This window comes from Streptomyces sp. NPDC015346, from assembly GCF_043078785.1.
GTDB lineage: Bacteria > Actinomycetota > Actinomycetes > Streptomycetales > Streptomycetaceae > Streptomyces.
In genome coordinates, this window is record NZ_JBIBTW010000001.1 from 119,983 (window position 1) to 146,360 (window position 26,378).

Here is a 26,378-nt window from a genome sequence, read left to right on the forward strand (position 1 = left end):
CCCGTTCCGTACACCAGGGGAGGACCCCACCTTGAAGCGCCGTCTCGCACTCGCCGTGGCCACGGCCGCCGCACTCACCACCCTCGTCGGCTGCGGAGCCCTCGACAAGGCGATGGACTGCGTCGCCACCGCCGACGCCATAGCCACCAGCGTCGACCGGCTCCAGCAGGCCGCCTCCAACGCCTCCAACGACCCGACGCAGCTCAACGAGGCCCTGAACGACATCTCCACCGAACTCGACAAACTCCAGGACACCACGGACAACGCCGACCTCTCCAAGGCCGTCGACGACCTCACCAAGGGCGTCGAATCCGTCCGTACGGCCGTCAAGGGAGGCGACACCACCCCGGACATCAAGCCGATCACCGACGCCGCCACCGAAATCGGCAAGGTCTGCACCCCCGGCTGACCCCGGCCGGCTCGGGCCGCCCCTGGCCGCCGCGTCCGACCACGGATAATCGGCCCATGACCCGTCTGATCCTCGCCACCCGCAACGCCGGAAAGATCACCGAACTCCGCGCGATCCTCGCCGACGCAGGCCTGCCCCACGACCTTGTCGGCGCGGACGCGTACCCGGAGATCCCCGACGTCAAGGAGACCGGCGTCACCTTCGCCGAGAACGCCCTCCTCAAGGCCCACGCCCTCGCCCGGGCGACCGGCCTCCCGGCCGTCGCCGACGACTCCGGCCTCTGCGTCGACGTCCTCGGCGGCGCCCCCGGCATCTTCTCGGCCCGCTGGTCCGGCACCCACGGCGACGACCGCGCGAACCTGGAGCTCCTCCTGGCCCAACTCGCCGACATCGACACCCCCCACCGCGCGGCCCACTTCGCCTGCGCGGCCGCCCTCGCCCTCCCCGACGGCACGGAACGCGTCGTCGAGGGCCGCATGCGGGGCACCCTCCGCCACACCCCGTCGGGCACGAACGGCTTCGGCTACGACCCGATCCTCCAGCCGGAGGGTTACGAGGTGACGTGCGCCGAGCTCTCCCCGCAGGAGAAGAACGCGATCAGCCACCGGGGGAAGGCCTTCAGGGCCCTGGTCCCGGTGGTGCGGGAGCTGCTGGGTTAAACATGAGAGGGCCGCCCAGCACTGGGCGGCCCTCTGCGTGTGTGCGGCCGGTGGGACTCGAACCCACACGGGATTTCTCCCACGGCGTTCTAAGCGCCGCTTGGCTGCCAGTTACAACACGGCCGCGTGTACGGCCATGGTAGCGGTCACCCCCCGCTCGCCTGATGGGTACGTCGACGTCCTCCACGGCACCAGGTACTGGTGACTGCGTGACAGTTGGGGCACAGCAACCGCAGGTTCTCGGCGCGGTCGTCGCTCCAGTCGCCGTTGATGTGGTCGATTTCGAGGGTCATGGGCCTTCCGCGCCACGCGGGGCCTGTGCCGCACATCGCGCACTCCTCCGGCACGCCGATCTCGAAGAGGGCGCGGCGCAGGAGCGTGCTCTTCGTCCGATACGTGCCGTCGTGCTTCACCAGCAGATCCACGGCCTTCCGCAGTGGGGTGGGGCCGGGCCTGCCTCGCTGATGGCCTTGCCCCAGGAAGTGCGCTGTCGAGAGGCGGTCCTCCGCGATCCACTGCTTCAGGGACGCCCTCTGACCTGAACTTTCAGGTCTGCCCAGGTGTCGGAGCGTCTCCGCCAACGAAACGGAAGCAGCCACGGCTTCTGCGAGTTCAGTGGTCGTCGGTCGAGGTCCGCCCCTGCGACAGCCACGTCGATGGACCCTCTCGCTCATGACCGGCGCCCTTTCCCGCGTCCGCGGTAGGTGTCTGTCGTGGAGTGGCAGTTGGGGCAGAGGAACCGCAGGTTCTCGATCCGGTTGTCGCGCCAGTTGCCGTCGATGTGGTCGACCTCAAGGGGGAGCGGGTACCCGAGCCAGGTCGCCTCGGTCCCGCAGAGCGCGCAGCGCTCGCTCACTCCCAGCTCGCTCATGGCCCGCTTCAGGCGATCGCTTGGGATGCGCCGAGCCTGGCTCGGTACTTGCTCGGTTAGGACGGCCCGGGGCGACCGTCGGCGCCGCTCACCTGCCCGGGACGGCGGCCGGAAATGCGATGTGTCGAGCCCGTACGCCTTGATCCGCCGGCTGATGTGCGTGTGCTGACCGCCGACGACCTCAAGACCCAGGCGTCGCAGAACCTCGCACACGTTCGTCGAAGCGGCCACGGCCTCGGCCAGGACCTCCCGCGTCCACCGCGCCCCCTCCCGCTCGAAGTGCGCCGTGTCCACCCCCAGCTACGGACTCTCCGGCATCCCGCTTCCCCTCCGCCCCGGCCACCTGTTCGTGGCCTCGCACGGAGTAACGAGCCGAATATCGGACGGTCACATCCGAAATGCGGAACGGCCCGCACCGCTTACGAAAAGCAGTGCGGGCCGTTCCGGTCGGGACGGCGGATCAGATGCCCAGGTCCTTGATGATCTTGGCGACGTGGCCCGTCGCCTTCACGTTGTAGAGGGCGCGCTCGACCTTGCCCTCCTCGTCGACGATGACCGTCGAGCGGATCACGCCCGTCACCGTCTTGCCGTACAGCTTCTTCTCGCCGAACGCGCCGTACGCCTCCAGGACCTCCTTCGACGGGTCCCCGACCAGCGTGACCTTCAGCGACTCCTTCTCGCGGAACTTCGCCAGCTTCTCCGGCTTGTCCGGCGACACGCCGATCACGTCGTAGCCGGCGCCAGCCAGTACGTCCAGGTTGTCCGTGAAGTCGCAGGCCTGCTTCGTGCAGCCCGGGGTCAGCGCCGCCGGGTAGAAGTAGACGATGACCTTGCGGCCCTTGTGGTCGGCGAGCGAGACCTCGTTGCCGTCCGCGTCGGGCAGAGTGAAGGCGGGGGCGGTGTCACCGGGCTGAAGTCGCTCGCTCATGGCTCTCCTCGAAGGATGTAGGCGTACGCCAGAAGAGCCTAATGGGGGTCGGGGACCACCTGCGGACCGCGAAGCTGAGAGACTGAACGTCAACGACCGATTACGACTACGGAGGCAGCGCGGTGTCGGACGCCAGGACCCCTGCGCAGATCGAGGCGGACATCGTCCGCCGGCGCGAGCAGCTCGCCGTCACTCTCGACGAGATCGGCATTCGGGTACACCCCAAGACGATCATCGGCGACGCGAAGGCGAGGGTCGCCTCCACGGTCGACCACACCGCCGGGCGCGCCTTCGTCGCCGTCAACCGGACCGTGTCCGACGTGAAGGCCCGCTTCACGCACGAGGACGGCGCGCCGCGTCTGGAGCGGGTGATCCCGGTGGCGCTCGTCGCGGTGGCCGTCGTCGGGCTGATCGCGGTCTCGGCCCGCAAGCGCAAGGGATGACCCCTCCCGGGTACGGGCGACACGCCCGGGCAGGTAGGTTCGAGTCGTGAGCGAGAACACCCACGACAAGCTGCCCATCCGGATGCTCCACGACCGTGTCCTGGTCCGGACCGATTCGCCCGAGGGGGAGCGGCGTTCGGGCGGCGGCATCCTGATTCCGGCGACCGCCGCCGTCGGCCGTCGGCTGGCCTGGGCCGAGGTCGTCGCGGTCGGTCAGAACGTCCGTACCGTCGAGACCGGCGACCGGGTTCTGTACGACCCCGAGGACCGGGCGGAGGTCGAGGTGCGGGGTGTCGCGTACGTCCTGATGCGGGAGCGTGACCTGCACGCGGTGGCCGCGGACCGGTTCGAGGGCTCCAAGGACACCACCGGCCTGTACCTCTAGTACGTGTAGTACGTGTAGTACGTGGACGAGAAGACCTGGTGACCGGTGTCACCAGGTCTTTTCGCTGCCCTTTGCTAGCCTGGAGACACCCGACGAGACGCGCCGTACCGGGCCCACTGCGGTGGTAGGCAAAGACGACGCACCCCTGTTGATCCGTCTCGCGGAGGTGTCGTCGTCATGGCCTGGGTTCTTCTCATCATCGCCGGTCTGCTCGAGGTCGGCTGGTCGATCGGCATGAAGTACACCGACGGCTTCACCCGCCTCTGGCCCAGTGTCTTCACGGGCGCCGGGATCGTCGCCTCCATGCTGCTGCTGTCGCACGCCGCCAAGACGCTGCCGATCGGTACGGCGTACGGCGTCTGGGTCGGCATCGGCGCGGCCGGTGCGGCGGTGCTCGGCATGGTGGTGCTCGGTGAGCCGGCGACGGCCGCCCGGATCTTCTTCGTCTGTCTGCTGCTGGTGGCGGTGGTCGGGCTTAAGGCGACGTCCGGCCACTGACGTCCGGCCACTGAGGTCAGCAGGTCACCAGGTCACCAGCGGTCTCCTTCTGCCCTTTCCTCTTCTCCCCTTTCTCCGGGTGCGTCGGGGAGCGACGGGTCCATGGCGTCGAACGACTCCTCCATCCCCTCCGGCAGTTGGAGTTCGAACTCCCGCGCCTCCGTGCCCGCGAGCGCCTCCCGGGTGAACTGGGCCCAGATCTCCGCCGGCGTCCCGCCGCCGTTGATCCGGGGCTGGCCGAGTGCTCCGTAGAGCGGCTTCTGTTCGCCCGTGTCCGGGTCCTGGCCCATCATCGCGACCACCGTGGCCAGGTCAGGGGTGTATCCGGCGAACCAGGCCGCCTTGTCGTCCTCCGCCGTGCCCGTCTTGCCCGCGGCCGGCCGGCCCGCGGAGAGGGCCGCCGTACCCGTACCGCTCTCCACCACACCGCGCAGGACGGACGTCACCGTGTCGGCGGCCTCCCGCCGGACCACCTGTCTGCTCTCCGTGGTCGGCAGGGTCAGCTCCTCGCCGTCCTTGCTGATCGTGTCGACGAGGGTGTACGTGCCGTGCCGGCCGTGGTTGGCGAGTGTGGCGTACGCCTCGGCCATGTCGAGGACGCTGGCGGTGGCGGGGCCCAGGGCGATGGAGGGGGAGGCGTTGAGGTCGGGGGTGTTCGCGGGCAGGCCCAGCGCGATGGCGGTCTCCTTGACCTTGGCGGGGCCGACGTCCACCGCCATCTGCGCGTACACCGTGTTGACGGAGTTGTCGGTGGCGTTGCGGACGGAGATGTCGCCGTAGGACAGGTCGTCCTCGTTGGCCGGGTCGTAGACGGCGCCGTTCCAGCCCTGCACCGGGCGTTTGTTGCTGCCGTCGTAGTAGGTGTTCGGGGTGATCGGCTCGCCCTCCTGGGTGTGGGCGGCGCTCTCGACGGCGGCGGTGAGGACGAAGGGCTTGAAGGTGGAGCCGACCTGGTAGTCGCGTCGGGTGGCGTTGTTGACGTACTGCTTGGTGTAGTCGACGCCGCCGTAGAGGGCGAGGACGCGGCCGGTCGCCGGGTCGATCGCCGCGCCTCCGACCCGTACGAAGCGGTCGACCGGGTTGCGTGCCGGGTCGAGCTGCGACATCACCTGGTTCTCGACGGCGGCGACGAAGGCGTCCTGTTTGGTCTTCTCCAGGGTGGTGGTGATCCGGTGGCCGCCGCCGGCCAGGGTCTTGTCGTCGAGGATTCCGTTGCTGGTCAGGTACTGCTCGACGGCCTGCACGATGTAGCCGCGCTGTCCGGAGAGTCCGGTAGAGGGGCGGGCGGGGTCGGGGGTGGGGAAGCGGGCGGCGGCCCGGTCGGCGCGGGAGAGCCACTTCTCCTTGACCATGCCGTCCAGGACGTAGTGCCAGCGGGCGACGGCCCTGGTGCGGTTCTCGGGGCGGGTGGCCACGTCGTAGGCGCTGGGCGCGTTGAGCAGCGAGGCGAGGTACGCGCCCTGGGTGAAGTCGAGTTCGCCGGCGTCCTTGCCGTAGTAGGCGCGGGCGGCGGCCTGGATGCCGTAGGCGTTGCGGCCGAAGTAGCTGGTGTTGAGGTATCCCTCGAAGATCTCGTCCTTGCTCTTCTCGCGGTTGAGTTTGATCGCGATGAAGAACTCCTTCACCTTGCGGGTGATGGTCTGTTCCTGGGCGAGGTAGTAGTTCTTGACGTACTGCTGGGTGATGGTGGAGCCGGACTGCTTGCCCTTGCCGGTGACGGTGTTCCAGGCGGCGCGGACCATGGCCTTGGGGTCGACGGCCCGGTCGGAGTAGAAGTCCCGGTCCTCGGCGGCGAGGACGGCGTGCTGGACGGGGGCGGGGACGCGCGCGAGCCGGATGTTCTCGCGGTCGACCTCGCCGTCGCGGGCGATCTGGGTGCCGTCCTGGTAGAGGTACACGTTGGTCTGCGCGGTCGCGGTGGCGTTGGCGGGCGGGATGTCGACCAGGAGGTATCCGGCGAGGAATCCGCCGGTCAGGAGCAGGGCGGCGAGCAGGAACGTGCCGAGCAGCCACCGCAGGACGCGTGCGCGTCGCCTGGGCCGCTTCCCGGTCGTGGAGGGGGCGGGCGGCCTGGCGGGGCTGGTCGGTGTGGCGGGGGTGGGCGGCGTGGCGGGGAGGGTGGGGTCCCTCGGCTCCCAGCCGGGCCGCGGTGGCTGGCCGTCGCTCATGGCGCTCATGGGCGGAGCTCCCGTACCGGATGAAGGGGGCATGGAAACCCCCATACTGCACGTAATGGGGCAGAAGCCACGATTGCGACTCGAAATCCACTCGCGATGGCGGTACGAGTCCCACTAAGGTCGAGGGCTTTGGTGTCGACCGGAGGGGGGGCGGGATGCTGCGGCTCTACATGACTGTTGCCGCGGGTGGGTTCCGGCGCCATGCCACGTACCGCATGGCCACCGCCGCGGGGGTGTTCACCAACACCGTCTTCGGCTTCATCCTGTCCTACACCTATATCGCCCTGTGGGACGAGCGGCCGCGTCTGGGCGGGTACGAACAGGCGGACGCGCTCGCCTATGTGTGGATCGGTCAGGCGCTGATCGCCGTCTGCGGGCTGATGGGCGGCGGGTTCCAGGAAGAGGTGATGGAGCGGATCCGGACGGGTGACATCGCGGTCGATCTCTACCGCCCGGCCGACCTCCAGACCTGGTGGTTCTCGGACAATCTGGGCCGGGCCGCGTTCCAGCTGCTCGGCCGTGGGGTGGTGCCGATGACGGTCGGGGCGGTGGCCTTCGACTTCACCCTGCCGTCGCGGCCGTCGACCTGGCCGGCGTTCCTGGTGGCGGTGGTGCTCGGCTCGGTCGTCAGCTTCTCGATCTGGTACCTGGTCGCGATGAGCGCGTTCTGGCTCCTTGACGGTCAGGGCGTGGCGCAGGTGGCCTGGCTGGGCGGGCTGTTCTTCTCCGGGATGCTGCTGCCGCTCAACGTCTTCCCGGGCGCGCTGGGGGAGGTGGCGCGGGTGCTGCCGTGGGCGTCGATGCTGCAGGTGCCGGCGGATGTGTACCTGGAGAGGTACCAGGGGTGGGGGCTGGTCGGGGCGTTCGCTTTCCAGGGCTGCTGGGCGGCGGTGCTGCTGGCGGCGGGGCGGGTGGCGCAGACGCTGGCGACGCGGAAGGTGGTGGTGCAGGGTGGCTGAGGTCCCGGTGGCGGGAGGGCCGGTCCAGGTCGAGGGGCCGGGCGTGGGCCCGGGCGTGGGCCCGGGCGTGGGCCCGGGCGTGGGCCCGGGCGTGGGCCTGGGCGTGGGCCTGGTTGGGGGGCCGGTTCAGGGGCCGGTCGACGGGACGGTCGAGGGGTTCGCCACGGGCACCCGAGGGTCACTCCTCGGCGAGTCCTGGCGTACGTACCGGATGGTCGCGGGCATGTGGATCCGGTCGACGATGACGTACCGCGCCTCCTTCGCGCTCACCCTCTTCTCCAGCTTCACCGTCACCTTCTTCGACTTCGTCGTCATCCTGCTGATGTTCGGTCAGGTGCGGGGGCTCGGCGGCTTCTCGTTCCCCGAGGTCGCGTTCCTGTACGGCACCACCAGCACGTCGTTCGGTCTCGCCGATCTGACGATGGGTTCGCTGCAGCGGATGGGCAGACGGGTGCGTCTGGGCTCGCTCGACACCTTCCTGCTGCGCCCGGTGCCGGTGCTCGCGCAGGTGGCGGCGGACCAGTTCGCGCTGCGGCGCCTGGGCCGGGTGTTGCAGGGCGTACTGGTCCTGGTCTGGGGGATGGTGCTGCTCGACGTGGAGTGGACGGTGGTGAAGGTGCTGCTGCTGCCGGTGATGCTGGTGTGCGGCGCGCTGATCTTCTCGGCGGTGATGGTGATCGGCGCGTCGGCGCTGTTCTGGGCGCAGGACGCGGCGGAGGTCACCAGCTCCTTCACGTACGGCGGGAACACGCTGCTGCAGTACCCGCCGTCGGTCTTCGCGCAGGACCTGGTGCGGGGCGTCGTCTACGTGGTGCCGCTGGCGTTCGTGAACTGGGTGCCGGCGCTGTACATCCTCGGGCGGCCGGCCCCGGCGGGCCTGCCGGTCTGGACCGTGTTCGCGTCGCCGCTGGTCGCGGCGGTGTGCTGCGTACTGGCGTGGCTGGCGTGGCGGGCGGGACTTCGTTCGTACCGATCGACAGGGAGTTGAGCATGACCGTCGGTGAGACCGTCAGTGGGGCCTTCATCGAGCTGGAGAACGTCGAGAAGGTCTTCTCGGTGCGCCGGAAGGCCGGACTCGTACGGAGGGAGAAGACGGAGGTCCGGGCGGTCGACGGGATCAGTTTCGGCGTCGAGCGCGGTGAGATGGTCGGTTACATCGGCCCGAACGGCGCCGGCAAGTCGACCACGATCAAGATGCTGACGGGCATCCTCACGCCGAGCGGGGGAAGGCTGCGAGTGGCCGGAATCGATCCGTCGCGGGAGCGGACCCGGCTCGCGCAGCGGATCGGGGTGGTGTTCGGGCAGCGGACGACGCTGTGGTGGGACCTGCCGCTGAAGGACTCGTACCGCCTGGTGCACCGGATGTACCGGATCCCGGACGACCGCTTCGCCGCGAACCTGGCCCGGTGCGTGGAGCTGCTGGAGCTCGGCGAGCTGCTGGACGTTCCCGTACGCCAGCTCTCCCTCGGCCAGCGGATGCGCGGGGACATCGCGGCGGCGCTGCTGCACGACCCGGACGTGCTGTACCTGGACGAGCCGACGATCGGCCTCGACGTGGTGTCCAAGGCGCGGGTACGGGAGTTCCTGCGGGAGCTCAACGCCACGCGGGGCACGACGGTGCTGCTCACGACCCACGACCTGACCGACATCGAGCAGCTCTGCAAGCGGGTGATGGTGATCGACCACGGGCGGCTGATGTACGACGGGCCGCTCGGGGGGCTGCACGAGGCGGGGGAGAGCGAGCGGCTGCTGATGGTGGACCTGGAGCGTGAACTGCCGCCGATCGAGGTGCCGGGGGCCCGTCACGTACGGTCCGAAGGCCCGCGGCAGATCCTCGCCTTCCCGTCCTCCGCCTCGGCGGCCCCGGTGGTGGCGGCGGTGGCGGAGGCGTATCCGCTGGTGGACCTGTCGGTGCGGGAGCCGGACATCGAGGCCGTGATCGCGAAGATGTACGGGGAACGGGAACTCGGCGCGCGGGCGGGGAGTCCCTGAGGTAGGGAGGTCAGGTGATGAGCGACACGAGGGGCGAGGACTTGCCGCCGCCTGGCGGCGGGGGCGCGGGGCGGTCGGGCGGCGGGGGCGCGGGGCGGCCGGGCGGCGCGGGCACGAGGGTGGCACCGCCCCGGGGCGAGGGGGCCGGGGGCAGGACCCCTCTTGTGGCGTTCTCGTACACGGCGGCGGACGCGGAGCGCCAGCGCGGCGTGCGGCGCATGAAGACCTTCGCGACGGGCCTGCTGATCGCCGTCGCCGTCGTGTACGTCCTGGCGACGTGGGCGGAGAAGGCGGGTCTCGGCGCCTGGGCCGGCTATGTGGCAGCGGCGGCCGAGGCCGGCATGGTGGGCGCGCTGGCGGACTGGTTCGCGGTGACGGCGCTGTTCCGGCGACCGCTCGGTCTGCCGATCCCGCACACCGCGATCATCCCGACGAAGAAGGACCAGCTGGGGACCACCCTTGGGTCGTTCGTCGGCGAGAACTTCCTGTCGGCGGATGTCGTACGGGGACGGCTGCACGCGCTGGGGATCGCGGGCCGGCTCGGGGCGTGGCTCGCCGAACCGGCGCACGCGGACCGAGTCACCGGGGAGCTCGCCACGGCGTTGCGGGGCGCGCTGACGGTGCTGCGGGACTCCGACGTCCAGGCGGTCGTGGGGGAGGCGATCACCCGGCGGGCGGAGGCGGCGGAGGTGGCGCCGGGCATCGGCAAGACCTTGGAGAGGATCGTCGCGGACGGGGCGCACCACCGGGCCGTGGACCTGGTCTGCGCGCGGGCGCACGACTGGCTGGTCTTCCACGCGGACTCGGTGATGGACGCGGTACAGGGCGGGGCGCCGGGCTGGACGCCGCGTTTCGTGGACCGTCGGGTGGGCGAGCGGGTCTACAAGGAGCTGCTCCGCTTCGTGACGGAGATGCGGGACATGCCGGCGCACCCGGCGCGTGGCGCGATCGACCGCTTCCTGACGGACTTCGCGGCCGACCTGCAGGGGGACACGGACACGCGGGCGCGGGTGGAGCGCCTGAAGGGGGAGCTGCTGGCCCGTCCGGAGATCCAGGACATCATCGCGTCGGCGTGGTCGTCGGTCCGCGGCCTGATCATCGCGGCGGCGGAGGACGACCACAGCCAGCTGCGCCTGCGGGCGAGGGCTTCGCTGATCTCGCTGGGCGGCCGCCTGGTGACGGACGGCCGGCTGCAGTCGAAGGTGGAGGGCTGGGTGGAGGACGCGGCGTCGTACGTGGTGACGACGTACCGGAACGAGATCACGTCCCTGATCAGCGACACGGTGGCGGGCTGGGACGCGAACCAGACCTCGAAGAAGATCGAGGCGAACATCGGCCGGGACCTGCAGTTCATCAGGATCAACGGCACGGTGGTGGGCGCGCTGGCGGGCCTGGCGATCTACACGGTGAGCCACGCGCTGGGCGGCTGAGGGCGGGCGGCTTCGCCGCCGGGGTGTGCGCTGGGCGGCTGAGAGTGGGCGGCTTTGCCGCCGGGGTGTGCGCTGGGCGGCTGAGTTCCGGCTCAGCCACCCAGCGCCGGTGGACCGCGCACGGCGGGGGTGGTAGGGGGCCCGTGCCGTGCGCGGCGGGGAGGTGCTGGGTAGTACGCGCGCCGACCCGGGAGCGTTCAACGCTCCCGCTCCCGCTCCCGAAAAGTCCTCAGCCCTTGTGCCGCGTGACGGCCCAGGAGGCCCCGGCCATGGCCCCGGCGACGGTGAACACCGCGGGCCAGGCCCCGACCTTCTTGGCGAGCGGATGCGACCCGGCGAACGCGGCGACATACGCCGCCGCGAGCCCGGCGGCCCCCTTCCCCCCGACGTCCTGCCGCCACTCCCGCACGGCCACCCCACCGGCGGCGGCGAGCACGACACCCCCGAGCGGCCGCTTCTTGGTCCACCGGGCGACGGCGTACCCGCCGACGAGCCCGGCGGCGGCTATGGCGGGGGAGGGAATGCGGGGCATGGGGTGGCCTTCCTGTGCTTTTCGTCTTCTCTTACCCCGAGCCTAACTTCAGCCCTCACACCCGACCCCGTCCCCGTCCCGGTCGAGGTGCCGCCCGTACCCGGGGTCACCCTGGCGCACGGGGGCGGCGCCGGCGGCGCGGGCGGCGGAGCAGTTCTCGTAGTACGTACTGCCACCACCCCCACTGGCCGACCCTCCGGACCCAGAACCAGACCCGGACCCGGACCCGGAGCCTCCAGAAGAGGACTCACACCCGACCCCGTCCCCATCCCGGTCGAGGTGCCGCCCGTACCCGGGATCACCCTCGTGCACGGGGGCGGCGCCGGCGGCGCGGGCGGCATCGCAGTTCTCGTAGGAGACGGCGGGAGGCGTTGCCTTCTTGGCCCGAGTGGGTTTCGGGGTGGGGGTCGGTGTGGGGCTGGGCGCGGTGACCGTGATGCGTACGACGGCGGTGCCACCCGCCGTACCCGGGTCCTTCGGCTTCACCCGGTAGACGAACTCGTCCTCACCGCTGTACCCGGCCTCGGGCGTGTACAGGACGGTGACGCCGTCGACTTCGGCACTGCCGTGACGGGGCCTGGAGTCGACGGTCAGCTCGTATTCACTCTCTTCCAGGACGCTCGTGAGCGGCTTCTCCTCCCCACCCGCGCCCTCGGTCGCGGTGTCGTTGGCGAGCACGGCGACGACAAGCCGCGCGCCTTGCGCGCTCTCCTCGTCGTCAACCAGCTTGAGCACGCCTCCCGCCGTCGGCGCCGCACTCGTTGCCGCTCTCACCGACGTGCCCGCGGCGGGCTTCGCATCATCGCCGCCACCACCCCCACCACACCCCACGAGCGCCCCAACGGCCACAGCCGACGCGATCAGCACTCTCCGACAGCGACGTATCTCTCCCGCACGCACAACAAGCCCCCAAGGCTTTCCGGTAACGGAGAAGGCCCTGATGCTGCCACGTATGAGAGCGAGGCGAGGCGGAATCGTGAACTTCCAGTGAAGGCCAGGTCATTGACGCTGGTCAGGGTGCTGTCTTCATCCGGTCGCGTCCGTGAAGAGGAGGGTGGGCTCAGCGAGGATGTCGCGGCCCGCCTCGCTCTTGTAGATCTCATCGACGCTGCCGAAGCGGGCTTCGGAGTAGTCGAGTTCGAGCAGGGCCGCCGCCTGCCGAACCGACGCCTCGTCGGGGCCCTCGATCTCCAGGAAAGTGGGGAGGTCGGGCCACGTGTCGAAGTCGAAGGCAACCTCACCCAGGCGCCACTCCTCGCGGTAGTTCTCCTGGTAGCGGACCTCGGTCAGGCCGACCTGACGGAGGATGTCGGCCATGGCGTGCACGTCGCTGACCTCGGTCTCGATCTCGGTCGTGCCGTCGATCGTCGTGGCGTCGGTGACCTGCTTGAGCGTGAGCGTCGAGCGGGTCCCCTCGTCCCGCAGACGGAGCCACGCACCGCCCTCGAGAGCGTCGTTCTCGAAGATCTTGCGGGTGAGAAGGGTACGCGGGAACGCCCGAACGGCGCCGAGGGCGGTGAGCTTGGCCTGAAGGCCGGCGACGTCGACGTCCAGGAACTTCGCCTCGTACTCGTGCTTCATGAGTCCTTCTTTCCGTGTCAGCGGGGGAGGGTGGACGTTCGGGCCGCGAGGAACAGGCCCATGCGGTGGGTGTGGTCCTGGAGCTGGCCGATGTGTGCCCGCTCGGTGAATTCGTTCGTGCGCAGCGTGAGCAACACGTCCCAGTCGCCGAAGAAGTGCTGCCGCAGGCGTTCGGGGGAGGTGTAGTGCTCGACCAGGTGGTGTCGTTTCTCGACGGGCATCATGAACTCCGCGCCGAACAGCCCGCCCGGACGGACCAGACGCTGCATGCGATCGACGAACTCGGCGAGCGGCCGGTGGTGGTTGGCACTGTAGTGCCATGAACAGCTCGTCCAGACTGCGTGGCACGGGATGCTCAGAGGCTCGCCTTGAAGGAAGTCCTCCTCTACGACCCGTACCCGATCGTGGAGTTCTTCGAGTTTGAGCCGGTCGAGCAGGCCCCTCACGCGGGCGTGATTGTCACCCGGGAGACGGACCTCGCCACCGTGCAGGGCGAGTGCGTCGCGTTCGATGGCGACGACGCGGTATCCGGAAGCGGCGAGCGGCAAAACGAACTTTCCGTCGCTCGCGCCGACGACCGCGACGGTGGCGTCAGGGGCGACCCGCTCCCTCAGCGTGGCGAGGAACTGAGGGAAGAAGGTGAGGGTGTGCTCCCAGAGGCTCTGTGTCCGCACGGGAGTGTGCTCCTTGCGTGTCGGTGGCGATGATCGCCCGGAGGACCTCGCCTGGGGTGAGGTCCGTGGTGTCCACGCGGTGCATCGGGAAGAGGGCGTAGGCATCGGTCACCCGGTCCGTGGCGGTCTCGACGAGCACGTCCCAGTGGGAGACCGGCTTGTCCCTTGAGGCGAGGCGCCGTTGGCGCTCGTCGTCGGAGCAGACGAGGTGGTAGGTGACGGGCCGGGGCAGGTCGGACGGCAGTGTGATGCCCAGGCCGGCCCCGAGGGCACGGTGGTTGGCCAGGCAGCGGGCGAAATAGCTCTCCACGACGACCGGCACGCCGGCCGTCAGGTAGCGCCGTATCTCGTCGGCCGCGGTGAACAGCGCGGAGAGGTAGAAGCACATCCGCGCCTCGGCATTCCTCCGCCTGTCCACCTCGTGCCGCAGGGGCTGGAAGTAGGGCGGCACGGTGGGGACGAGGACGGCCTGGCGGGCCTCGGCCAGCATCGGCGCGATCGTCGACTTACCGGTCCCCCGTAAGCCTTCGAGGCTCTCGAACAGCGGTTGGTCAGGCACGGGAGTACACCACGTCCGGCACGACGAGCGTGAGCTCGTCCGTGGCGGAGGGCCGGTGGACGATGCGGTTGGCAGTCTTCTCGTACCAGAAGGCGTGCGAGTCCTTACCGACGGCCTTGCACGACATGGTGAGCGCGCCGCGCGGGTCGGCCTCGATCCGTTCGATCTCGCCCGGGCCGTCGGCCGCCGCGCAGACCTCCGGGGCGCCGTGCTCGGACAGGTCCTCGTCGACGATGACCTCGATGGACAGTTCGGCCGTCTGGATCTCCTCGCGGAGCCTGCCGTAGGCGGTAGGGTCGGTGACCAGCAGTTCCGGATGGTTCGCAGCGTTGCCTACCGCCCGCAGGTGGTGCAGCTTGAGCTGCTGGACGCCAAACTTCTCAAGGATGCGGGCCAGCGGCAGCACCTCGTCGACGTTTCGCGACGTCACGGTCATAGTCACGCCCGTCCTTACGCCGAGTTCCCGCGCGAGGTTGAGAGCGCTGAGCGCTCCCTGGTAGCTGCCGGACCTGCGGATTCGGTCGTTGGTCGAACCGACGCCCTCCAGTGAGACCCTCAACAGGTCCAGGTGCGGAGCGATCTCGGGCAGACGGCGCTCGATCCGGTACCCGTTGCTGCAGATCTCGATCTGCAGGCCCAGTTCCTCCTTCGCCTGTCGGACGACCTGGGCAAGCTCCTTGTAGACGAACGGCTCCCCGCCGAGCAGGGTGACGGCCTCGGTGCCGTACTGCTCGCGCATGAGCGTGATGAGGTTGATGGCTTGCTCCGCGGTGAAGGCGTCGGCGTGCTGGAGTCTTTTTCCGTGGAAGCAGTGGTCGCATGCGAAGTTGCAGCGGTACAGCAGCTGGAGGTACAGCATCCGGATCTTCCGGATCCCGGTGACTTCCCCGATCACGTGGCTCCTTGGGCTGGTTGCCTGATGGGAGCCCTGATAGTGGCCGAGCGTCCGGGGACCCCGTCACCGCGTCTAGGGACACTCCAAGGACGTCCTGGGACGTTTTCCGTGCGCCGCGAAGGTCTCCAGGATCCCGAGAAGGTGTGCGGTGTCCGATAGATCTGGCAGTACCACGGAGGCGCCGGCGGCGGCCAGCTCCTCGGCGCTGTGGATGCCCGAGGCGACCGCGATGATGCCGGAGTCCGTGGCGAGGGCGGCTTCGACGTCCCGCGGTGTATCCCCCACCAGCACGGTGGGCACGTTGGCCGGCACGTCGTAGCGCCGCCGGGCTCGCTCGCGGGCGACCGCCACGAGGTCGGGACGGAGCTCCGCGTCCGCGCCGTAGGCGCCCACGGACAGGTCCAGCAGGGGATCGAGACCGAAGGCGGACAGCTTCACGCGGGCGTTGGCGGCGATGTTGCCGGTCAGGACCGAGGACACCCAATTGCCATGCACCAACACCGCCTTGAGCGCCTCGCGTACGCCTGGCAGAGCGGTCCCCCGTAGCCGGAGATCGTTGAGGCGCTCCTCCCCGGCGTGGGCGAGGGCGGCCTCGACAGCGGGCCAGTCGGGCTCGGGCAGACCGTCCCGCAGGAACATGTCGCGCATGATCAGGCGATCCGTGCGCCCCTCTGTCCGCGCCGGCCCCGTGGGCTGGCGTCCCGCGAGTGCCGAGAAGGCGGACGCGTAGATCTCCTTGCTCACCCCCGCGTTCTCGATGAGGGTGTGGTCGATGTCCCACAGGATGATGAGCTCCATGCGGCCAGGGTAGGTACCTGGTTCCACAGGGCACCCGCGAGAACGTCCCCTCTCGTCCTTGCGTGATCACGCCGGGCGCCGCTTCGATGGACTCTGTGAACGAGCGACTGCACTCCGTACTCGCCCAGCGCGGCGTCTTACCCGAATCGCTGGCGGAAGTCTGCGAGGTGGATCCCAAGACGGTAAGTCGGTGGCTGGGCGGGCGCGTTCCTCACCCCCGGCACCGTTTCAGGGTCGCGCGTCATCTTCGGGTTGAGGAGACGTTCCTTTGGCCTTCCCCGCCGCAGCGGGCGGCGACGTCCGGCAGAGGGTGGGGTACGGAGCTTGTCGGGACCTACCAGAACCGAGCGAGTGTTCCGCGGGACATGTGGATCTCCCTGCTGCGGGAAGCCCGGGAGGAGATCGGCGTCCTCGTCTTCTCCGGCACCTTCTTGGCGCAGTCCAACCCGCAAGTCGCCAGGATGCTCACCGAGCGCGCCGCCGACGGCGTCCGGGTGCGTCTGTGCTTCGGCGACCCGGAGGGCCAGGCGGTCGTCACCCGCGGCCGGGAAGAGGGAATCGGCGACACTCTGGCTGCCAAGATCCGCGCGTCCCTCACGTACTACCGCCCCTTGCTGGCTGAGGCCGGATGTGAGGTGCGGCTGCACGACACCACCCTCTACACGTCGCTGTTCCGCTACGACGACAACCTGCTCGTCAACCCGCACGTGTGGGGCCAGCCGGCCAGCGCCAACCCTCTGCTCCACCTCAGGAGAGCCGAGGCCGGCGGTTGGTTCGACAACTACGCTCATAGCTTCTCAGCCGTCTGGGCCGGCGCACGGCCCTGGACACCCGACCAGGAGGGGACCGCCGCACATGGGCAGGACTGAGTACTACAACGACCCCGCCGCACCGAAGGCGAACACCCTCATCCCCGCCAGCAATCTGCTCGTCGTGGACGACAGCGGCGCGATCCTGCTCCAGCGCCGCCGCGACACTGGCCAGTGGGCTCTCCCGGGTGGTGCCCAGGACATCGGCGAGACCGCCGCTCAGTGCGCCGTACGGGAATGCCTGGAGGAGACCGGCATCATCGCGGAGATCACCGGCTTCCTCGGCGTCTACACCAACCCGCACCACATCGTCGCCTACACCGACGGCGAGATCCGCCAGCAGTACGAGAACACTTACATCGGCCGCCCCGTCGGAGGTGAGCCCACCATCAACGACGAGGCTGACGGCGTCCGCTTCGTCCGGCCGGCCGACCTCGACCAGTACGACATCCACCCGAGCATGCGCCAGCAGATCGGCGACTACCTCGCCGGCACCTACCCCTACCTCGGCTGAGCCGCCAGCGCCGCCTCCACCCGCCTCACGGCGGCAAGAATGTCCGGCGCCGCCTGACGGATGAACCGCCCGACGATGCTCTCGGCCCCATAGCGTCCGACGATCTCCGCGACGCGTTCCTGCGCGGTGGTCCGGCGGCCGTCGGGCGTGGTCGTCATGTCGCAGTAGACCAGCGCGTCGACCAGCATTGGCTCCTCCAGCAGCGGGAACTCTTCCGCCAGCTCCTGCCGCAGCCCGCGTTCCTCGGCCTCCAGCAACGCGAACGAGTGGTTCGCAACCAACCGTACGAGCCGTTCATCAGCGCCGTGCTCGTCACGAAGAAACCGGGCGCCGTCGAGTGGGTGGAACCCGGTCACCGCGAGCCGGGGCGCGTACCCCACGTCATGGAGCAGTGCGGCCGCCCGCAACAGGTCGGAATCCTCACCCACGGCCGGCCCAAGCTCGGCCGCGCGCTCGGCGACGCCCTTCGAGTGGGCCCACCGCCGAGGCAGCACATCCCTGAGCTCCGCCTCCATCACGTGGAGTGCCCAGCCAACGACGTTCACACCACGCCCGCCACGAACACCTGCCACGCCGTCGCCCCCACCGCCACGACAGGACCCTCAGGCCGCTTCGAGTCCCGTACGAGTGCTCCGCCTTCAGCCCACGCGCACTCCACACATTCAGTGGTATTTCCCCCGCTGTAGGACGACTTGAACCAATCGTGCTGGCGAATGTGCGGCTGGAATGCGGGCACTACAGCTCCTTGCGAATGCGGTGGATCAGGGATGACGAGGCTTCCATGTCCAACGCTTGTGCGCGCAGGTACTCGAACGCAAGTCTGTATCGGTTCAGTTCCTCTTCTGTCTCCATGAAGAGCGAGCCGGTGTGCAGGTCGACGTAGACGACGTCGAGAGAAGGCTCGGCACCACCGAGGATCACGAAGCTGCCCAGCGCTGCGGCGTGCGCGCCCTTGGAGAAGGGCAGCACTTGCAGGGTGACCTGCGCTGTCTCGTTGGCTTCGAGGAGGCGGTCGAGCTGATGCTTCATGATCTCTGGGGAGCCGACGACCCGGCGCAGAACCGACTCGTCCAGAACAGCCCACAGGTGTGGAGGGTTGGGCCTGGTGAGGATCTCCTGGCGTTTCATGCGGATGTCGACCAGCCGCTCGATCTCCGTTTGCTCGAGACGCAGTTCGTTCGCCTTCTGCAAGCCGATGCTGTAGTCCCGCGTCTGCAGGAGCCCCGGAATGTAGACACAGGAGAAGTGGTCTTCGCGGACTGCCTCGTCTTCGAGCGTGAGCAGCAGGTTCATGCTCTCGGGGATGGAGTCGGCGAAGGAACTCCACCACCCCTGCTGTTTGGCGCCTTTGGCCAGCCCCACGACGGCGGTCCGCTCAGCATCGCTGGCACCGTACTCGCGACACAGAGCGTCCACGATTGGCCACTTCACTGGGCCCGCCTGGGTTTCGTACCGGCTCACTGTCGCCTTGGAGACGCCGACAAGCCGCCCGGCTTCCTCCAGCGTCATGCCGGAGCGGGCGCGGAGCTTGCGCATGGTTGCGCCGAGTTGGCGGCGGCGGGTTGTTGTCCTCGATGACAAGACGATGTCCTTCCCTGCCCGACTTCGGGCGTCAATCAGGCTATGCAGCAATGCCGTTCAGGCCACCCGATTCACCCGATCGAGTCTCTTGAGAAGTTACATGAAGAGAATTCTCACTGGCATACTCACAGTCGTCAGGTCACGCAGCGTCGCCGTACGGATGCGGTGGGCGCAGGGCCGTCGTGGCCAGGGAGGGAGTCTCGCTATGACATTCAGAGAAGGCGGCGGAGCCAGTCTTCGCTGTGTCCTGCCCTTCGAGGCGGTGCCCAGCGAACTGCGGCTGCTGCGCAAGGCGATCCGCTCGACGCTTGGACAGTGGGGCGTGTCGAGTGCGGCTGATGAGATTGAGCTCGTCGCGACCGAACTTGCAACGAACGTCATGAAGCACGTAGGCGAAGGCGCGCCGGCGACCCTCGTGCTTGAGCCGCGCAGCGGTCGGCTTCGCGTAGAACTTCACGACAAGAGCCCTGTTATTCCAAGGGGCAGCCGACAGGCCGACTGTGATGAGGAGTGCGGCCGAGGGCTGCATCTCCTGGCGTCTATGTCGGCCGACTGGGGTGTACTGCCCACCAGGACAGGCAAGTTCATCTGGTGCGAACTTTCCCTCGTCGCCAACGCGGTGGGCGCTCGCGCCCAGCGGGCGTATACGGTCCTTGAGAGCTACCGGGAACTGCTTGGGGCACGCGGTCCGACTGCGGCGGCCCCTCGCTCTCGTGTCAATCAGGAGGCTGCCGCCACGCTGATCGCAGATCTTCTCGTCTGGCTGGCGCTTCAGGGAAGTGATCCGGATGATGCCCTGATCCGCGCGCAGCAGCTCTACGAGGCAGGAGAGGCGGCGTGACCTCTGGCAGAACCCATTTCCTCGCGGACGGCAGCAGGTGTGCGCCAGGATGCCCCTGCGTAGCTTCTGTGGCACATGCGGTGGCAGTTGGCGCACAGGAGGGAGAGGCCGTCGAGCTGGGTCTTGCGCGGGCCCGTCGCGTGGAGAGGAGTGATGTGGTGCACCTCCACGTACCCCATGCCCAGTTCTCCGTACGTCTCGCCGAAGTCGAAGGTGCAGACTTCGCACCGGAGGGGCTGCCCCAGGTTCCGGACCTGCCTGAGCTTGCGGTCGCGCAGCCCGCGGTCCCGCTCCCGGTAGAGGGCCAAGCGGATCAGGAGGCGCCCTTCGCGTGCGCTCCACTCGTCTCCGTCGTCACCAGGCTCATCTGGTTGGGGAGGGATGAGATGAAGCTCACCGCTGGCGATTCCGGCGCGCAGCGCATCAGCGGCTGCCAGCATGTCCTGAGGTTGCTCCAGAAAGTCACTGACGATTTTCTGGGTGGGGGCGCCGCCCTTCGTCATGCCGCCCGTGTGCGCGGGGTGCGCGGTGGCGATGTCAGTGGTCTTGCGGCTGACACTGTTCGGCGACCGGAACCGCGGGTCTACGGACGCGTCTCCATGGAGTGGGAGCGAGCGCAGCAGATCGGACAGTTCCAGTACGCGCGGGTCGCCTTGGCGCAACTCGCGCCAGTCGTTCTCTACGACGAGCGCGCACGCAAGCAGCAGCTCATCCCGGACCCACGAGATTCTCGGCATGGCGGACATCGTATAAATGTTCGTCTCGTGTGTGGCGTGTCTTGGGGCAGCTCGGGATGCCGCACACTAATGGGGCGTTGTCAGTGGGGTCTGTCACCCTCTGTGATGACTGGTGGCACAAGGCGCCAGCGGGGTACGTGTTCGAAGGAGGGTGCATGACCAGCACTGAGTCAGGGTTCACCTCGATTGAGATCTGTGCTGGAGCCGGCGGGCAGGCCATCGGCCTGCATATGGCGGGCTTTAAGCACCTCGCCCTCGTCGAGATCGACAAGCACGCGGCTGAGACGCTCCGGCTGAACATCGAGGCCCAGGCGTCCTGGAGGTGGGAGAAGCAGCACTGTGACCTGCTGCACAAGGACGTCAAGCAGTTCGATCCGGATGCCGATCTGGTCAAGAGCGGGCAGCTGCTGAAGAGGGACGGGCTGGACCTCCTGGCCGGCGGTGTCCCATGCCCGCCGTTCTCTCACGCGGGCAAGCAGCTCGGCAGGGATGACGAGCGTGACCTCTTCCCGCGAATGCTTGAGCTGGTTGAGCAGTTGAATCCCCGCGCGGTCATGATCGAGAACGTCCGCGGAATCATGGACCCGAAGTTTTCCGACTACCGGGACTGGATCATCGCCCAGCTTGAAGGCGGTACCTACCGCGAAGAGGATGGGAACCTGGCCAGCGTTCGGGGGCTGGGGTACACCGTGTGCAAGTGGGGTGTGCTGGAGGCCAGCGACTTCGGCGTTCCGCAGCTCCGCCCGCGGGCGATTCTTGTCGCAATTCGTAACGACGTCCTGAAGGACGTGAAGTACGAGTGGCCGACGCCGACGCACGAGGAGCCCGTGAGTGTAGCCAAGGCGCTCGACGGCACCATGGAGGATCGGTACAAGGAGTACTTCGACGGGCCCTACGGGCAGCAAGCTCGCGATGCGCTCAATCGCTGGCGCGAGAGGGCCGCCCAACGTGATCGCGAGCTCAAGGGCAAGGGCGGCGGTATCGCCCCCACCCTCGTGGGCGGCTCCAAGAAGCACGGTGGAGCGGATCTGGGGCCGAGCCGGGCTAAGGCAGCGTGGAAGCAGCTGGGCGTCTCTGGGCTTGGCGTTGCCAACGACACCCTGACATGCAAAGAGAAGAAGTCAGAAGGCCGTGACCTCTTCGGGCCCGACGGGCCGATGCTCACGGTGGAGCAGGCGGCCATCATCCAGGGCTTCCCCAGGGGCTGGATTCTCGACGGCGGCAAGACCGCGCAGTACCGCCAGGTCGGCAACGCGTTCCCGCCGCCGGTCGCCACCGCGGTCGGTAAGTCGATTATGGAAGTCCTGAAGGCTGCACGGGAGCGTGACGCGAAGCAGCTCTGATCACGTCGTGCCCTTGCCTTGCGCAAGGGCACGACGCTTCTCCACCTCGGCTGCGATGCGGGCAGCGCATTCCGCTGACGCCTCGTGCTCCCAGAACCGGAGCACAGTCCAGCCGGCCTCCACTAGGCGCTCGTCCGTGTCCCGGTCGCGCGCCATGTTCCGGGCTACCTTGTCTGACCAGTAGCCGGGGTTGGTCTTCGGCGGAACGTAGTGCTCGGGGCATCCGTGCCAGTAGCAGCCGTCGATGAACACGGCGAGCTTTACCGGCCGGAAGACGATGTCTGCCGTCCGGCGAAGGCCAGGCAGCGGCTTGGCTGCGACGCGGTACCGCAGCCCTTGAGCGTGCAGCAGACGCCGGATCAGCTGTTCGGGCTTGGTGTCGCGGCTGCGGATCGCCTGCATATTGCGACGACGCGCAGCCGAGGACGCCCAGGACCCTGCTGGTGCTGTCCACGTGTCTTGCTCCTGCACGGTCTCCTCCTTCTGAGAAGAGACTAATCCGTAAACAGGACCTTCTTCGTCTCCGGGAGTAGAGGGGCCCGCTCGACGGCATCTTCCGGATCGGCCTCCACCCAGTACCGGCCATCAAGCAGCACCCGAGGGCGATCACCGTGATGCGGCTTGGCCTCGACGACGCGAACGCTGACGTTTTCGCCTTCCCGCGGTATGGGCAGGCCAAGCGTAGCCGCCACGAGCTGGTGGTTGGGGTAGTCCCCGCAGATCAGGATGCCTTCACCACGGAGTTTCTCGCGTGCGCCTCCGTTGTAGCGCACCCGCTTCATGTAGTCCTTCTGCTGGGCGAGCGTCCTGACTACCGTGCGGTTGACTCTGCGCTTCTGTACCCGGCGGAACAACTCGTTGACCTTGGCCTGGCCTGGGCTGCGCTTCGATCCTGCACCGGCGCCGAGGATTGCTGCCTGCGTCTCCTTGTTGAGGTGCAGCAGGAGGTTCTCCTCAAGCGGCTGGTCACCTTCCCAAAGCCAGTGGACGAGATTGTGGTCCTTCCGCGTCAGCTGGAATTTGCCGTCACGGTTCCCCTTTTTCGTGACCGTCCCACTCGTGGTGAGTTTGGCGCGATTCGCGCGGAGTAGCCCCGCCCGCCATGTGCTCTTCCAGTCGTCCGCCCACACAACAAGGCAGATCTCATCCAGAGCCTCTGGCGGAATCATCCAGCCGAAAAGCTTTTGCGAGTACTTGCAGTCGACCTCGATCCCTTCGATCAGGTAGTCCATGTCTTCCCCGCTTTTGAGATCGAATTCCCGCAAGAGGTTGATTTCGACCAGTGTGCCCGCATGTGTCTTTTCGGTCTTGTGTAGTTCGTTCCAGTCGAACCGACCTGTGTGCTCTCCGTCGAGCAGTTGATCGATGGTGTTGCGCAGCACGCGGGCGAAGCGGTTTCCCTGGGGGTCTATCTCCAGCCAGTACTGCCGTACCAGCATCAGTTCGGGGTCTTCGTAGACACCAGGCGATGCCACTGCTGACGGGTCGAACAGGGTCAACTCATGCTCCTCTTGACGAGCGGGACGAGATGGCACCAGTCATGACTCATTAGGCGAGGGTTGAGTTCCCGGCGGCGCAATATTTGTCGGATTGTGGGGCTGCTCTGGGGAGCACTCGTTTCGCTGTTCCGGTGCGGCTCACGCCTGGCCGCCGCCGTGGCACTCCCCGTACGTCCTCCCCGAGCCGCACCAGCACGCCGCGCCCCGGGCCGGGGGCCAGGGTGTCGCGCGGCCGCGGGCTGCGAGGGTGGTGGCGTATTGGGGGAGGAGGTCCGCGTTTGCGGGGGAGGAGGATTCGGAGGCGGCGAAGGCCTCGTAGGAGGGGACCGTGGCCGGGACGATGCCGAGGTTGGGGGTGCCGGCCTGGGCGAGTTCGCGGAGGGAGGCCTCGATGTCCGTGAGGTGGGCGCGGTAGGTGGGGTACTCGGATTCGAGTTCCGGGTACGACGCCAGGAGTTCGTCCAGTTCCGCTTCCGGCCAGTGGAGGACCGCCACCGGGAAGGGGCGGGAGAGGGCCGTGCGGTACGAGCCCAGTTCGCTGCGGAGCCGGGTGATCTCGGCCTGGAGTTCCGCCGGGTCCGAGGAGCCGAGGGACCACAGGCGCTTCGGGTCGTGCAGCTCGTCCAGGGGGACGTCCGCCGTGTGGAGGCTGTCCGCCAGGGTGTCCCAGTCGTCGTGCGGGAGCGCCAGCATCCGGCGGACCCGGTGGCGGCTGGTCAGCAGCGACCTGGTCGGGTGCGGGACCTCCCGTACGTCCTTCACCGAGCGCATCAGGAGCCGGGCCGCCTCCGAGAAGATCTCCTCCGACGACTCCAGCTCGTCATGGGATTCCAGGGTCTCCGCCACGATCTCCCACGGCGCCGCGTCGAGCGGCCCCGAAGCCCGGACGCCCTCGATGATCGCCCGCGCCTCGGCCTCGTGGCCGTACTCCCACAGGTTCGCCGCCTTCAGCGCCCGGATCAGGTGCGGCCGCGAAGGGGTGGCGGACAGGAGCGTGTCGTACAACTGCGTCGCCCTGGGCCGGTCGCCCGAAAGCTCCAGGTGGGCCGCGGCCTGGAGGAGCAGCGGCTCCTGGTCCTCGGGGTACTGCGCGGCGGTACGCAGCAGGCGCTCGGCTTCGGTGGTGTGGTCGGCAGGTGTGTCGGGGCGCATGCCGACCACCGTACTGCTGTACGGCCCTGGAGAGTTGGCGCGTCAGCGCTTATCGTGCCCCGCGTGCGGGACAGGGTGCGGGGCTCGGTGCCGGTCGTCGTCCAGACGGGCGGGGTGCGCAGTGTGCCCGCCCGCGTCCTCTGGGCGTGCGCCGAGACCGTCGTCACCTGCGGTGTCGTCCTCCTTCTCCTCGTCGTCCACCAGCTCTGGTGGACCAACCAGCAGGCCCGCGCGCAGGCCACCGAACAGGTTCGTGTCCTGGAGGAGGAGTGGCGGGAGTGGGAGGGATCACCAGAGACCCCCTCTCGGTCCGCGACCGAGCCAACTCAAGAGCCGACTCAAGGGGCGACGCAAGAGCCGGAGCCAGTGCCGGTGCCGGTGCCGGAGGCCCGGTCCGAGCCCGAGGCCGTCCCCGAAGCCCCGGCCGTCCCCTCCCGCGGCACCTACGCCGTCCTCCGCATCCCCCGTATCGGCCTCACCGCCCCCATCGCCCGCGGCATCGCCAAGCGGTCCGTCCTCGACAAGGGGTACGTCGGTCACTACCCCGGCACCGCCGCCCCCGGACGCGCCGGCAACTTCGCGCTCGCCGGGCACCGCAACACCCACGGCGAGCCCTTCCGGTACATCAACCGGCTCCGGGCGGGCGACGAGATCACCGTCCGGACCCGGCAGGGGGAGTACGTCTACCGCGTCGATCAGGTGCTGCCCCAGACCGCCCCGCGCGACATCGGCGTCATCAAGCCCGTCCCCCGCTCCCTCGTCAAGCCCTCCTACGGCTACTCCGCCCCCGGTTCCTACCTGACCCTGACCACCTGCACCCCGGAGTTCAGCTCCGCCTACCGGCTCATCGTCTGGGCGAAGCTCCTCCGGAAGAATGATCACGCCTGAAGCACGATCGGGTATAACGACTGGAAGACATGGAAGGGGGGGCCTCGATGGTCAGGGATCTGATCCCGCGCGTGCTCGGGGCGCTCACCCCGCTCCTCACCCCGCTCCTCACCTCGCTCCTCTTCCTGCTCGCCGTCACCGACGACGGCTCCCGCGTCTTCGCCGCCGTCGCCCTCGCCGCGGCCGTCGTCGTCTCCGCCCTCGTCGGTGCCGCGGCGCCCGCCTCCGTACCCCCGACGCGGGTACGGACCGCCCTGCGCGACCGCGAGCGACGCACCGCCTTCCTGCCGCAGCGCGATCCCGACGCCGCCGGCCGCAGCCGGCCCCGAGCGCCCGGCCGTCCCCTCCCGACGGCCGCGTAGCGGGTACGAGAGACACCACCCCGCGCGGTTCCGTCCTGCCGACCCGTACGTCTTCCGGCACGACGAGACCCCTCGGAGGGCTCCCATGTCCGTTTTCGCCACCCTGGTCGAGCGCCTCGCCGACCTGCTCCAGCCGCTGTTCGCCACCACCGCGACCGCCGCCGCGATCGTGCTCTTCACCGCGCTCGTCCGGCTCGCCATCCACCCCCTCTCGCGGGCCGCCCTCCGCGGCCAGAAGGCCCGTACCCGCATCGCCCCGCAGCTCGCCGCGCTGCGCGAGAAGCACGGCAAGAACCCCGAGCGGCTGCGCGCGGAGATCGGCGCGCTCCACGCCCGCGAGAACGTCTCGCCGCTCCAGGGGATCCTGCCGAGTCTGCTTCAGCTGCCGGCGTTCCTGCTCATGTACCACCTGTTCGCCGGTGACCGGATGGCCGGGCACAGCCTCTTCGCCGCCCCGCTCGGCGACCGCTGGACCGACGCGCTCACCGACGGCGGCCCCTTCGGCCCCGCCGGACTCGTGTACGTCGCGCTCTTCGCGTTCGTCGCCGCCGTGGCCGCGTACAGCCACCGCCGCACCAAGCGGCAGATGGCCGAGACGGCGGCGACCCTGCCTGAGGGACCGGGCGCCGCGACCCTCGCGAAGGTCATGCCCCTGCTCGCGTACGGGACGCTCGTCACCGTCGCCGTGGTACCGCTCGCCGCCGCGCTCTACATCGTCACCAGCACCACCTGGACCGTCGTCGAGCGCGCCCTGCTGCTCTGAGCTACCAATCGGTAAGGGTCCAGGGTGTGAACGGGGTCTTGCCGAGTGGTCGTATCTCTTGGAGGATCGACCAACCCTCCGATCCATCCGATGGCCGCA

33 protein-coding genes, 1 tRNA gene and 1 pseudogene are annotated in these 26,378 nt (G+C 68.8%); 16 read left to right on the forward strand and 19 right to left on the reverse strand.

Annotation, left to right across the window (positions count from 1 at the left end):
- Positions 1-31: 31 nt before the first annotated feature.
- Both ACF06X_RS00525 and rdgB read left to right on the forward strand, forming a co-directional pair.
- Complete coding sequence (locus ACF06X_RS00525; RefSeq protein ID WP_392284967.1) at positions 32-409, forward strand: hypothetical protein; 378 nt, start codon at positions 32-34, stop codon at positions 407-409.
- Positions 410-465: 56 nt separating this feature from the next.
- Positions 466-1,068: an RdgB/HAM1 family non-canonical purine NTP pyrophosphatase gene (gene rdgB / locus ACF06X_RS00530; RefSeq protein WP_392284968.1), complete on the forward strand. Its 603-nt coding sequence runs from the start codon at positions 466-468 to the stop codon at positions 1,066-1,068.
- Between the two features lie 42 nt (positions 1,069-1,110).
- On the opposite strand, the gene ACF06X_RS00535 is transcribed toward rdgB, so the two are convergent.
- From ACF06X_RS00535 to bcp, 4 genes and pseudogenes are all read right to left on the reverse strand, one after another.
- A tRNA-Leu gene (locus ACF06X_RS00535) sits at positions 1,111-1,194 on the reverse strand.
- A 20-nt stretch (positions 1,195-1,214) separates the two neighbouring features.
- On the reverse strand, positions 1,215-1,742 hold the full coding sequence (locus ACF06X_RS00540; protein WP_392284969.1) for an HNH endonuclease signature motif containing protein: 528 nt from the start codon (positions 1,740-1,742) through the stop codon (positions 1,215-1,217).
- Positions 1,739-2,239, reverse strand: a pseudogene (locus tag ACF06X_RS00545) (HNH endonuclease signature motif containing protein); the annotation flags it as partial. The pseudogene ACF06X_RS00545 and the gene ACF06X_RS00540, both read right to left, overlap by 4 nt.
- 160 nt (positions 2,240-2,399) lie before the next feature.
- Positions 2,400-2,867 carry a thioredoxin-dependent thiol peroxidase gene (bcp, locus tag ACF06X_RS00550; protein WP_392284970.1) on the reverse strand — a complete coding sequence of 156 codons (468 nt, stop codon included), beginning with the start codon at positions 2,865-2,867 and terminating at the stop codon, positions 2,400-2,402.
- Between the two features lie 122 nt (positions 2,868-2,989).
- Here bcp and ACF06X_RS00555 point away from each other — a divergent pair, with 122 nt between their 5' ends.
- From ACF06X_RS00555 to ACF06X_RS00565, 3 genes are all read left to right on the forward strand, one after another.
- Entirely contained in the window at positions 2,990-3,310 is a 321-nt protein-coding gene (locus tag ACF06X_RS00555; RefSeq protein ID WP_392284971.1) for a DUF3618 domain-containing protein, read from the forward strand.
- 46 nt (positions 3,311-3,356) lie between these two features.
- Positions 3,357-3,695, forward strand: coding sequence for a co-chaperone GroES (locus ACF06X_RS00560; protein WP_189600978.1), 339 nt, complete (start codon positions 3,357-3,359; stop codon positions 3,693-3,695).
- Positions 3,696-3,872: 177 nt separating this feature from the next.
- Positions 3,873-4,193, forward strand: coding sequence for a DMT family transporter (locus tag ACF06X_RS00565; protein ID WP_392284972.1), 321 nt, complete (start codon positions 3,873-3,875; stop codon positions 4,191-4,193).
- Between the two features lie 32 nt (positions 4,194-4,225).
- Here the strand turns inward: ACF06X_RS00565 and ACF06X_RS00570 are convergent, their stop codons facing one another.
- On the reverse strand, positions 4,226-6,361 hold the full coding sequence (locus ACF06X_RS00570; protein ID WP_392285920.1) for a transglycosylase domain-containing protein: 2,136 nt from the start codon (positions 6,359-6,361) through the stop codon (positions 4,226-4,228).
- Positions 6,362-6,528: 167 nt separating this feature from the next.
- On the opposite strand from ACF06X_RS00570, the gene ACF06X_RS00575 reads away from it, so the two are divergent.
- The 4 genes from ACF06X_RS00575 to ACF06X_RS00590 all read left to right on the forward strand — a co-directional run bounded on the left by ACF06X_RS00575 (position 6,529) and on the right by ACF06X_RS00590 (position 10,751).
- Complete coding sequence (locus tag ACF06X_RS00575) at positions 6,529-7,329, forward strand: ABC transporter permease (RefSeq protein ID WP_392285921.1); 801 nt, start codon at positions 6,529-6,531, stop codon at positions 7,327-7,329.
- A 211-nt stretch (positions 7,330-7,540) separates the two neighbouring features.
- Entirely contained in the window at positions 7,541-8,317 is a 777-nt protein-coding gene (locus tag ACF06X_RS00580) for an ABC transporter permease (protein WP_392285922.1), read from the forward strand.
- Between the two features lie 2 nt (positions 8,318-8,319).
- A complete protein-coding gene (locus tag ACF06X_RS00585) occupies positions 8,320-9,321 on the forward strand; it encodes an ATP-binding cassette domain-containing protein (RefSeq protein WP_392284973.1) in 1,002 nt (333 codons plus the stop codon).
- A gap of 17 nt (positions 9,322-9,338) precedes the next feature.
- Positions 9,339-10,751 carry a DUF445 domain-containing protein gene (locus ACF06X_RS00590; protein ID WP_392284974.1) on the forward strand — a complete coding sequence of 471 codons (1,413 nt, stop codon included), beginning with the start codon at positions 9,339-9,341 and terminating at the stop codon, positions 10,749-10,751.
- Positions 10,752-10,980: 229 nt separating this feature from the next.
- Here ACF06X_RS00590 and ACF06X_RS00595 read toward each other — a convergent pair whose 3' ends face one another.
- From ACF06X_RS00595 to ACF06X_RS00625, 7 genes are all read right to left on the reverse strand, one after another.
- Complete coding sequence (locus ACF06X_RS00595) at positions 10,981-11,283, reverse strand: hypothetical protein (RefSeq protein ID WP_392284975.1); 303 nt, start codon at positions 11,281-11,283, stop codon at positions 10,981-10,983.
- 48 nt (positions 11,284-11,331) lie between these two features.
- Complete coding sequence (locus ACF06X_RS00600) at positions 11,332-12,018, reverse strand: excalibur calcium-binding domain-containing protein (RefSeq protein ID WP_392284976.1); 687 nt, start codon at positions 12,016-12,018, stop codon at positions 11,332-11,334.
- A 291-nt stretch (positions 12,019-12,309) separates the two neighbouring features.
- Positions 12,310-12,864 (reverse strand): class IV adenylate cyclase, encoded by a 555-nt coding sequence (locus tag ACF06X_RS00605; RefSeq protein ID WP_392284977.1) that lies wholly within the window; start codon positions 12,862-12,864, stop codon positions 12,310-12,312.
- Between the two features lie 17 nt (positions 12,865-12,881).
- Positions 12,882-13,538 (reverse strand): class I SAM-dependent methyltransferase, encoded by a 657-nt coding sequence (locus tag ACF06X_RS00610; protein ID WP_392284978.1) that lies wholly within the window; start codon positions 13,536-13,538, stop codon positions 12,882-12,884.
- Positions 13,456-14,097 carry a hypothetical protein gene (locus tag ACF06X_RS00615; RefSeq protein WP_392284979.1) on the reverse strand — a complete coding sequence of 214 codons (642 nt, stop codon included), beginning with the start codon at positions 14,095-14,097 and terminating at the stop codon, positions 13,456-13,458. Before ACF06X_RS00615 ends, ACF06X_RS00610 begins: the two co-directional genes overlap by 83 nt.
- A complete protein-coding gene (locus ACF06X_RS00620) occupies positions 14,090-14,992 on the reverse strand; it encodes a radical SAM protein (RefSeq protein WP_392284980.1) in 903 nt (300 codons plus the stop codon). Before ACF06X_RS00620 ends, ACF06X_RS00615 begins: the two co-directional genes overlap by 8 nt.
- Before the next feature lie 72 nt (positions 14,993-15,064).
- Positions 15,065-15,790 carry an HAD family hydrolase gene (locus ACF06X_RS00625; RefSeq protein WP_392284981.1) on the reverse strand — a complete coding sequence of 242 codons (726 nt, stop codon included), beginning with the start codon at positions 15,788-15,790 and terminating at the stop codon, positions 15,065-15,067.
- A 95-nt stretch (positions 15,791-15,885) separates the two neighbouring features.
- Between ACF06X_RS00625 and ACF06X_RS00630 the strand changes: the two genes are divergently transcribed.
- Positions 15,886-16,659, forward strand: a complete 774-nt coding sequence (locus ACF06X_RS00630; protein WP_392284982.1) for an XRE family transcriptional regulator — start codon at positions 15,886-15,888, stop codon at positions 16,657-16,659.
- Positions 16,646-17,113: an NUDIX hydrolase gene (locus tag ACF06X_RS00635; protein WP_392284983.1), complete on the forward strand. Its 468-nt coding sequence runs from the start codon at positions 16,646-16,648 to the stop codon at positions 17,111-17,113. Before ACF06X_RS00630 ends, ACF06X_RS00635 begins: the two co-directional genes overlap by 14 nt.
- Here the strand turns inward: ACF06X_RS00635 and ACF06X_RS00640 are convergent.
- From ACF06X_RS00640 to ACF06X_RS00650, 3 genes are read right to left on the reverse strand one after another with little or no spacing between them, the layout of a single operon-like run.
- Positions 17,101-17,628 carry an HD domain-containing protein gene (locus ACF06X_RS00640; RefSeq protein WP_392285923.1) on the reverse strand — a complete coding sequence of 176 codons (528 nt, stop codon included), beginning with the start codon at positions 17,626-17,628 and terminating at the stop codon, positions 17,101-17,103. The two genes, ACF06X_RS00635 and ACF06X_RS00640, sit on opposite strands and share 13 nt — an antisense overlap.
- 26 nt (positions 17,629-17,654) lie before the next feature.
- Positions 17,655-17,849 carry a DUF397 domain-containing protein gene (locus tag ACF06X_RS00645; protein ID WP_392284984.1) on the reverse strand — a complete coding sequence of 65 codons (195 nt, stop codon included), beginning with the start codon at positions 17,847-17,849 and terminating at the stop codon, positions 17,655-17,657.
- Complete coding sequence (locus ACF06X_RS00650; protein ID WP_392284985.1) at positions 17,849-18,694, reverse strand: helix-turn-helix domain-containing protein; 846 nt, start codon at positions 18,692-18,694, stop codon at positions 17,849-17,851. The genes ACF06X_RS00645 and ACF06X_RS00650 overlap by 1 nt, the downstream gene beginning before the upstream one ends.
- 205 nt (positions 18,695-18,899) lie before the next feature.
- On the opposite strand from ACF06X_RS00650, the gene ACF06X_RS00655 reads away from it, so the two are divergent.
- Complete coding sequence (locus ACF06X_RS00655) at positions 18,900-19,535, forward strand: ATP-binding protein (RefSeq protein WP_392284986.1); 636 nt, start codon at positions 18,900-18,902, stop codon at positions 19,533-19,535.
- On the opposite strand, the gene ACF06X_RS00660 is transcribed toward ACF06X_RS00655, so the two are convergent.
- Positions 19,511-20,272 carry an HNH endonuclease gene (locus ACF06X_RS00660; RefSeq protein ID WP_392284987.1) on the reverse strand — a complete coding sequence of 254 codons (762 nt, stop codon included), beginning with the start codon at positions 20,270-20,272 and terminating at the stop codon, positions 19,511-19,513. The genes ACF06X_RS00655 and ACF06X_RS00660 overlap by 25 nt on opposite strands.
- A 155-nt stretch (positions 20,273-20,427) precedes the next feature.
- Between ACF06X_RS00660 and ACF06X_RS00665 the strand changes: the two genes are divergently transcribed.
- Positions 20,428-21,615, forward strand: coding sequence for a DNA cytosine methyltransferase (locus tag ACF06X_RS00665; RefSeq protein ID WP_392284988.1), 1,188 nt, complete (start codon positions 20,428-20,430; stop codon positions 21,613-21,615).
- Here the strand turns inward: ACF06X_RS00665 and ACF06X_RS00670 are convergent, their stop codons facing one another.
- The 3 genes from ACF06X_RS00670 to ACF06X_RS00680 form a co-directional block, all read right to left on the reverse strand.
- A complete protein-coding gene (locus ACF06X_RS00670) occupies positions 21,616-22,086 on the reverse strand; it encodes a very short patch repair endonuclease (protein WP_392284989.1) in 471 nt (156 codons plus the stop codon).
- Positions 22,087-22,109: 23 nt separating this feature from the next.
- Positions 22,110-23,114: a NaeI family type II restriction endonuclease gene (locus tag ACF06X_RS00675; RefSeq protein ID WP_392284990.1), complete on the reverse strand. Its 1,005-nt coding sequence runs from the start codon at positions 23,112-23,114 to the stop codon at positions 22,110-22,112.
- Positions 23,115-23,252: 138 nt separating this feature from the next.
- Positions 23,253-24,266, reverse strand: a complete 1,014-nt coding sequence (locus ACF06X_RS00680; protein WP_392284991.1) for an SEC-C metal-binding domain-containing protein — start codon at positions 24,264-24,266, stop codon at positions 23,253-23,255.
- 63 nt (positions 24,267-24,329) lie between these two features.
- Between ACF06X_RS00680 and ACF06X_RS00685 the strand changes: the two genes are divergently transcribed.
- The 3 genes from ACF06X_RS00685 (at position 24,330) to ACF06X_RS00695 (ending at position 26,279) form a co-directional block, all read left to right on the forward strand.
- Positions 24,330-25,154, forward strand: a complete 825-nt coding sequence (locus ACF06X_RS00685; protein WP_392284992.1) for a class E sortase — start codon at positions 24,330-24,332, stop codon at positions 25,152-25,154.
- Between the two features lie 47 nt (positions 25,155-25,201).
- The gene (locus tag ACF06X_RS00690; RefSeq protein WP_392284993.1) at positions 25,202-25,516 is read left to right on the forward strand and encodes a DUF6412 domain-containing protein; all 315 of its coding nucleotides are present in this window, start codon (positions 25,202-25,204) and stop codon (positions 25,514-25,516) included.
- Positions 25,517-25,601: 85 nt separating this feature from the next.
- The gene (locus ACF06X_RS00695; protein WP_392284994.1) at positions 25,602-26,279 is read left to right on the forward strand and encodes a YidC/Oxa1 family membrane protein insertase; all 678 of its coding nucleotides are present in this window, start codon (positions 25,602-25,604) and stop codon (positions 26,277-26,279) included.
- The last annotated feature ends 99 nt before the right edge of the window (positions 26,280-26,378 follow it).

Coding starts and splice junctions, on each gene's coding strand:
- bcp (WP_392284970.1), bottom strand. CDS start 2,867: ATGAGCGAGCGACTTCAGCCCGGTGACACCGCCCCCGCCTTCACTCTG.
- ACF06X_RS00580 (WP_392285922.1), top strand. CDS start 7,541: ATGGTCGCGGGCATGTGGATCCGGTCGACGATGACGTACCGCGCCTCC.
- ACF06X_RS00680 (WP_392284991.1), bottom strand. CDS start 24,266: ATGCGCCCCGACACACCTGCCGACCACACCACCGAAGCCGAGCGCCTG.
- ACF06X_RS00625 (WP_392284981.1), bottom strand. CDS start 15,790: ATGGAGCTCATCATCCTGTGGGACATCGACCACACCCTCATCGAGAAC.
- ACF06X_RS00585 (WP_392284973.1), top strand. CDS start 8,320: ATGACCGTCGGTGAGACCGTCAGTGGGGCCTTCATCGAGCTGGAGAAC.
- ACF06X_RS00695 (WP_392284994.1), top strand. CDS start 25,602: ATGTCCGTTTTCGCCACCCTGGTCGAGCGCCTCGCCGACCTGCTCCAG.
- ACF06X_RS00635 (WP_392284983.1), top strand. CDS start 16,646: ATGGGCAGGACTGAGTACTACAACGACCCCGCCGCACCGAAGGCGAAC.
- ACF06X_RS00590 (WP_392284974.1), top strand. CDS start 9,339: ATGAGCGACACGAGGGGCGAGGACTTGCCGCCGCCTGGCGGCGGGGGC.
- ACF06X_RS00565 (WP_392284972.1), top strand. CDS start 3,873: ATGGCCTGGGTTCTTCTCATCATCGCCGGTCTGCTCGAGGTCGGCTGG.
- ACF06X_RS00540 (WP_392284969.1), bottom strand. CDS start 1,742: ATGAGCGAGAGGGTCCATCGACGTGGCTGTCGCAGGGGCGGACCTCGA.
- ACF06X_RS00570 (WP_392285920.1), bottom strand. CDS start 6,361: ATGAGCGACGGCCAGCCACCGCGGCCCGGCTGGGAGCCGAGGGACCCC.
- ACF06X_RS00660 (WP_392284987.1), bottom strand. CDS start 20,272: ATGCCGAGAATCTCGTGGGTCCGGGATGAGCTGCTGCTTGCGTGCGCG.
- ACF06X_RS00595 (WP_392284975.1), bottom strand. CDS start 11,283: ATGCCCCGCATTCCCTCCCCCGCCATAGCCGCCGCCGGGCTCGTCGGC.
- ACF06X_RS00690 (WP_392284993.1), top strand. CDS start 25,202: ATGGTCAGGGATCTGATCCCGCGCGTGCTCGGGGCGCTCACCCCGCTC.
- rdgB (WP_392284968.1), top strand. CDS start 466: ATGACCCGTCTGATCCTCGCCACCCGCAACGCCGGAAAGATCACCGAA.
- ACF06X_RS00605 (WP_392284977.1), bottom strand. CDS start 12,864: ATGAAGCACGAGTACGAGGCGAAGTTCCTGGACGTCGACGTCGCCGGC.
- ACF06X_RS00655 (WP_392284986.1), top strand. CDS start 18,900: ATGACATTCAGAGAAGGCGGCGGAGCCAGTCTTCGCTGTGTCCTGCCC.
- ACF06X_RS00665 (WP_392284988.1), top strand. CDS start 20,428: ATGACCAGCACTGAGTCAGGGTTCACCTCGATTGAGATCTGTGCTGGA.
- ACF06X_RS00640 (WP_392285923.1), bottom strand. CDS start 17,628: ATGGAGGCGGAGCTCAGGGATGTGCTGCCTCGGCGGTGGGCCCACTCG.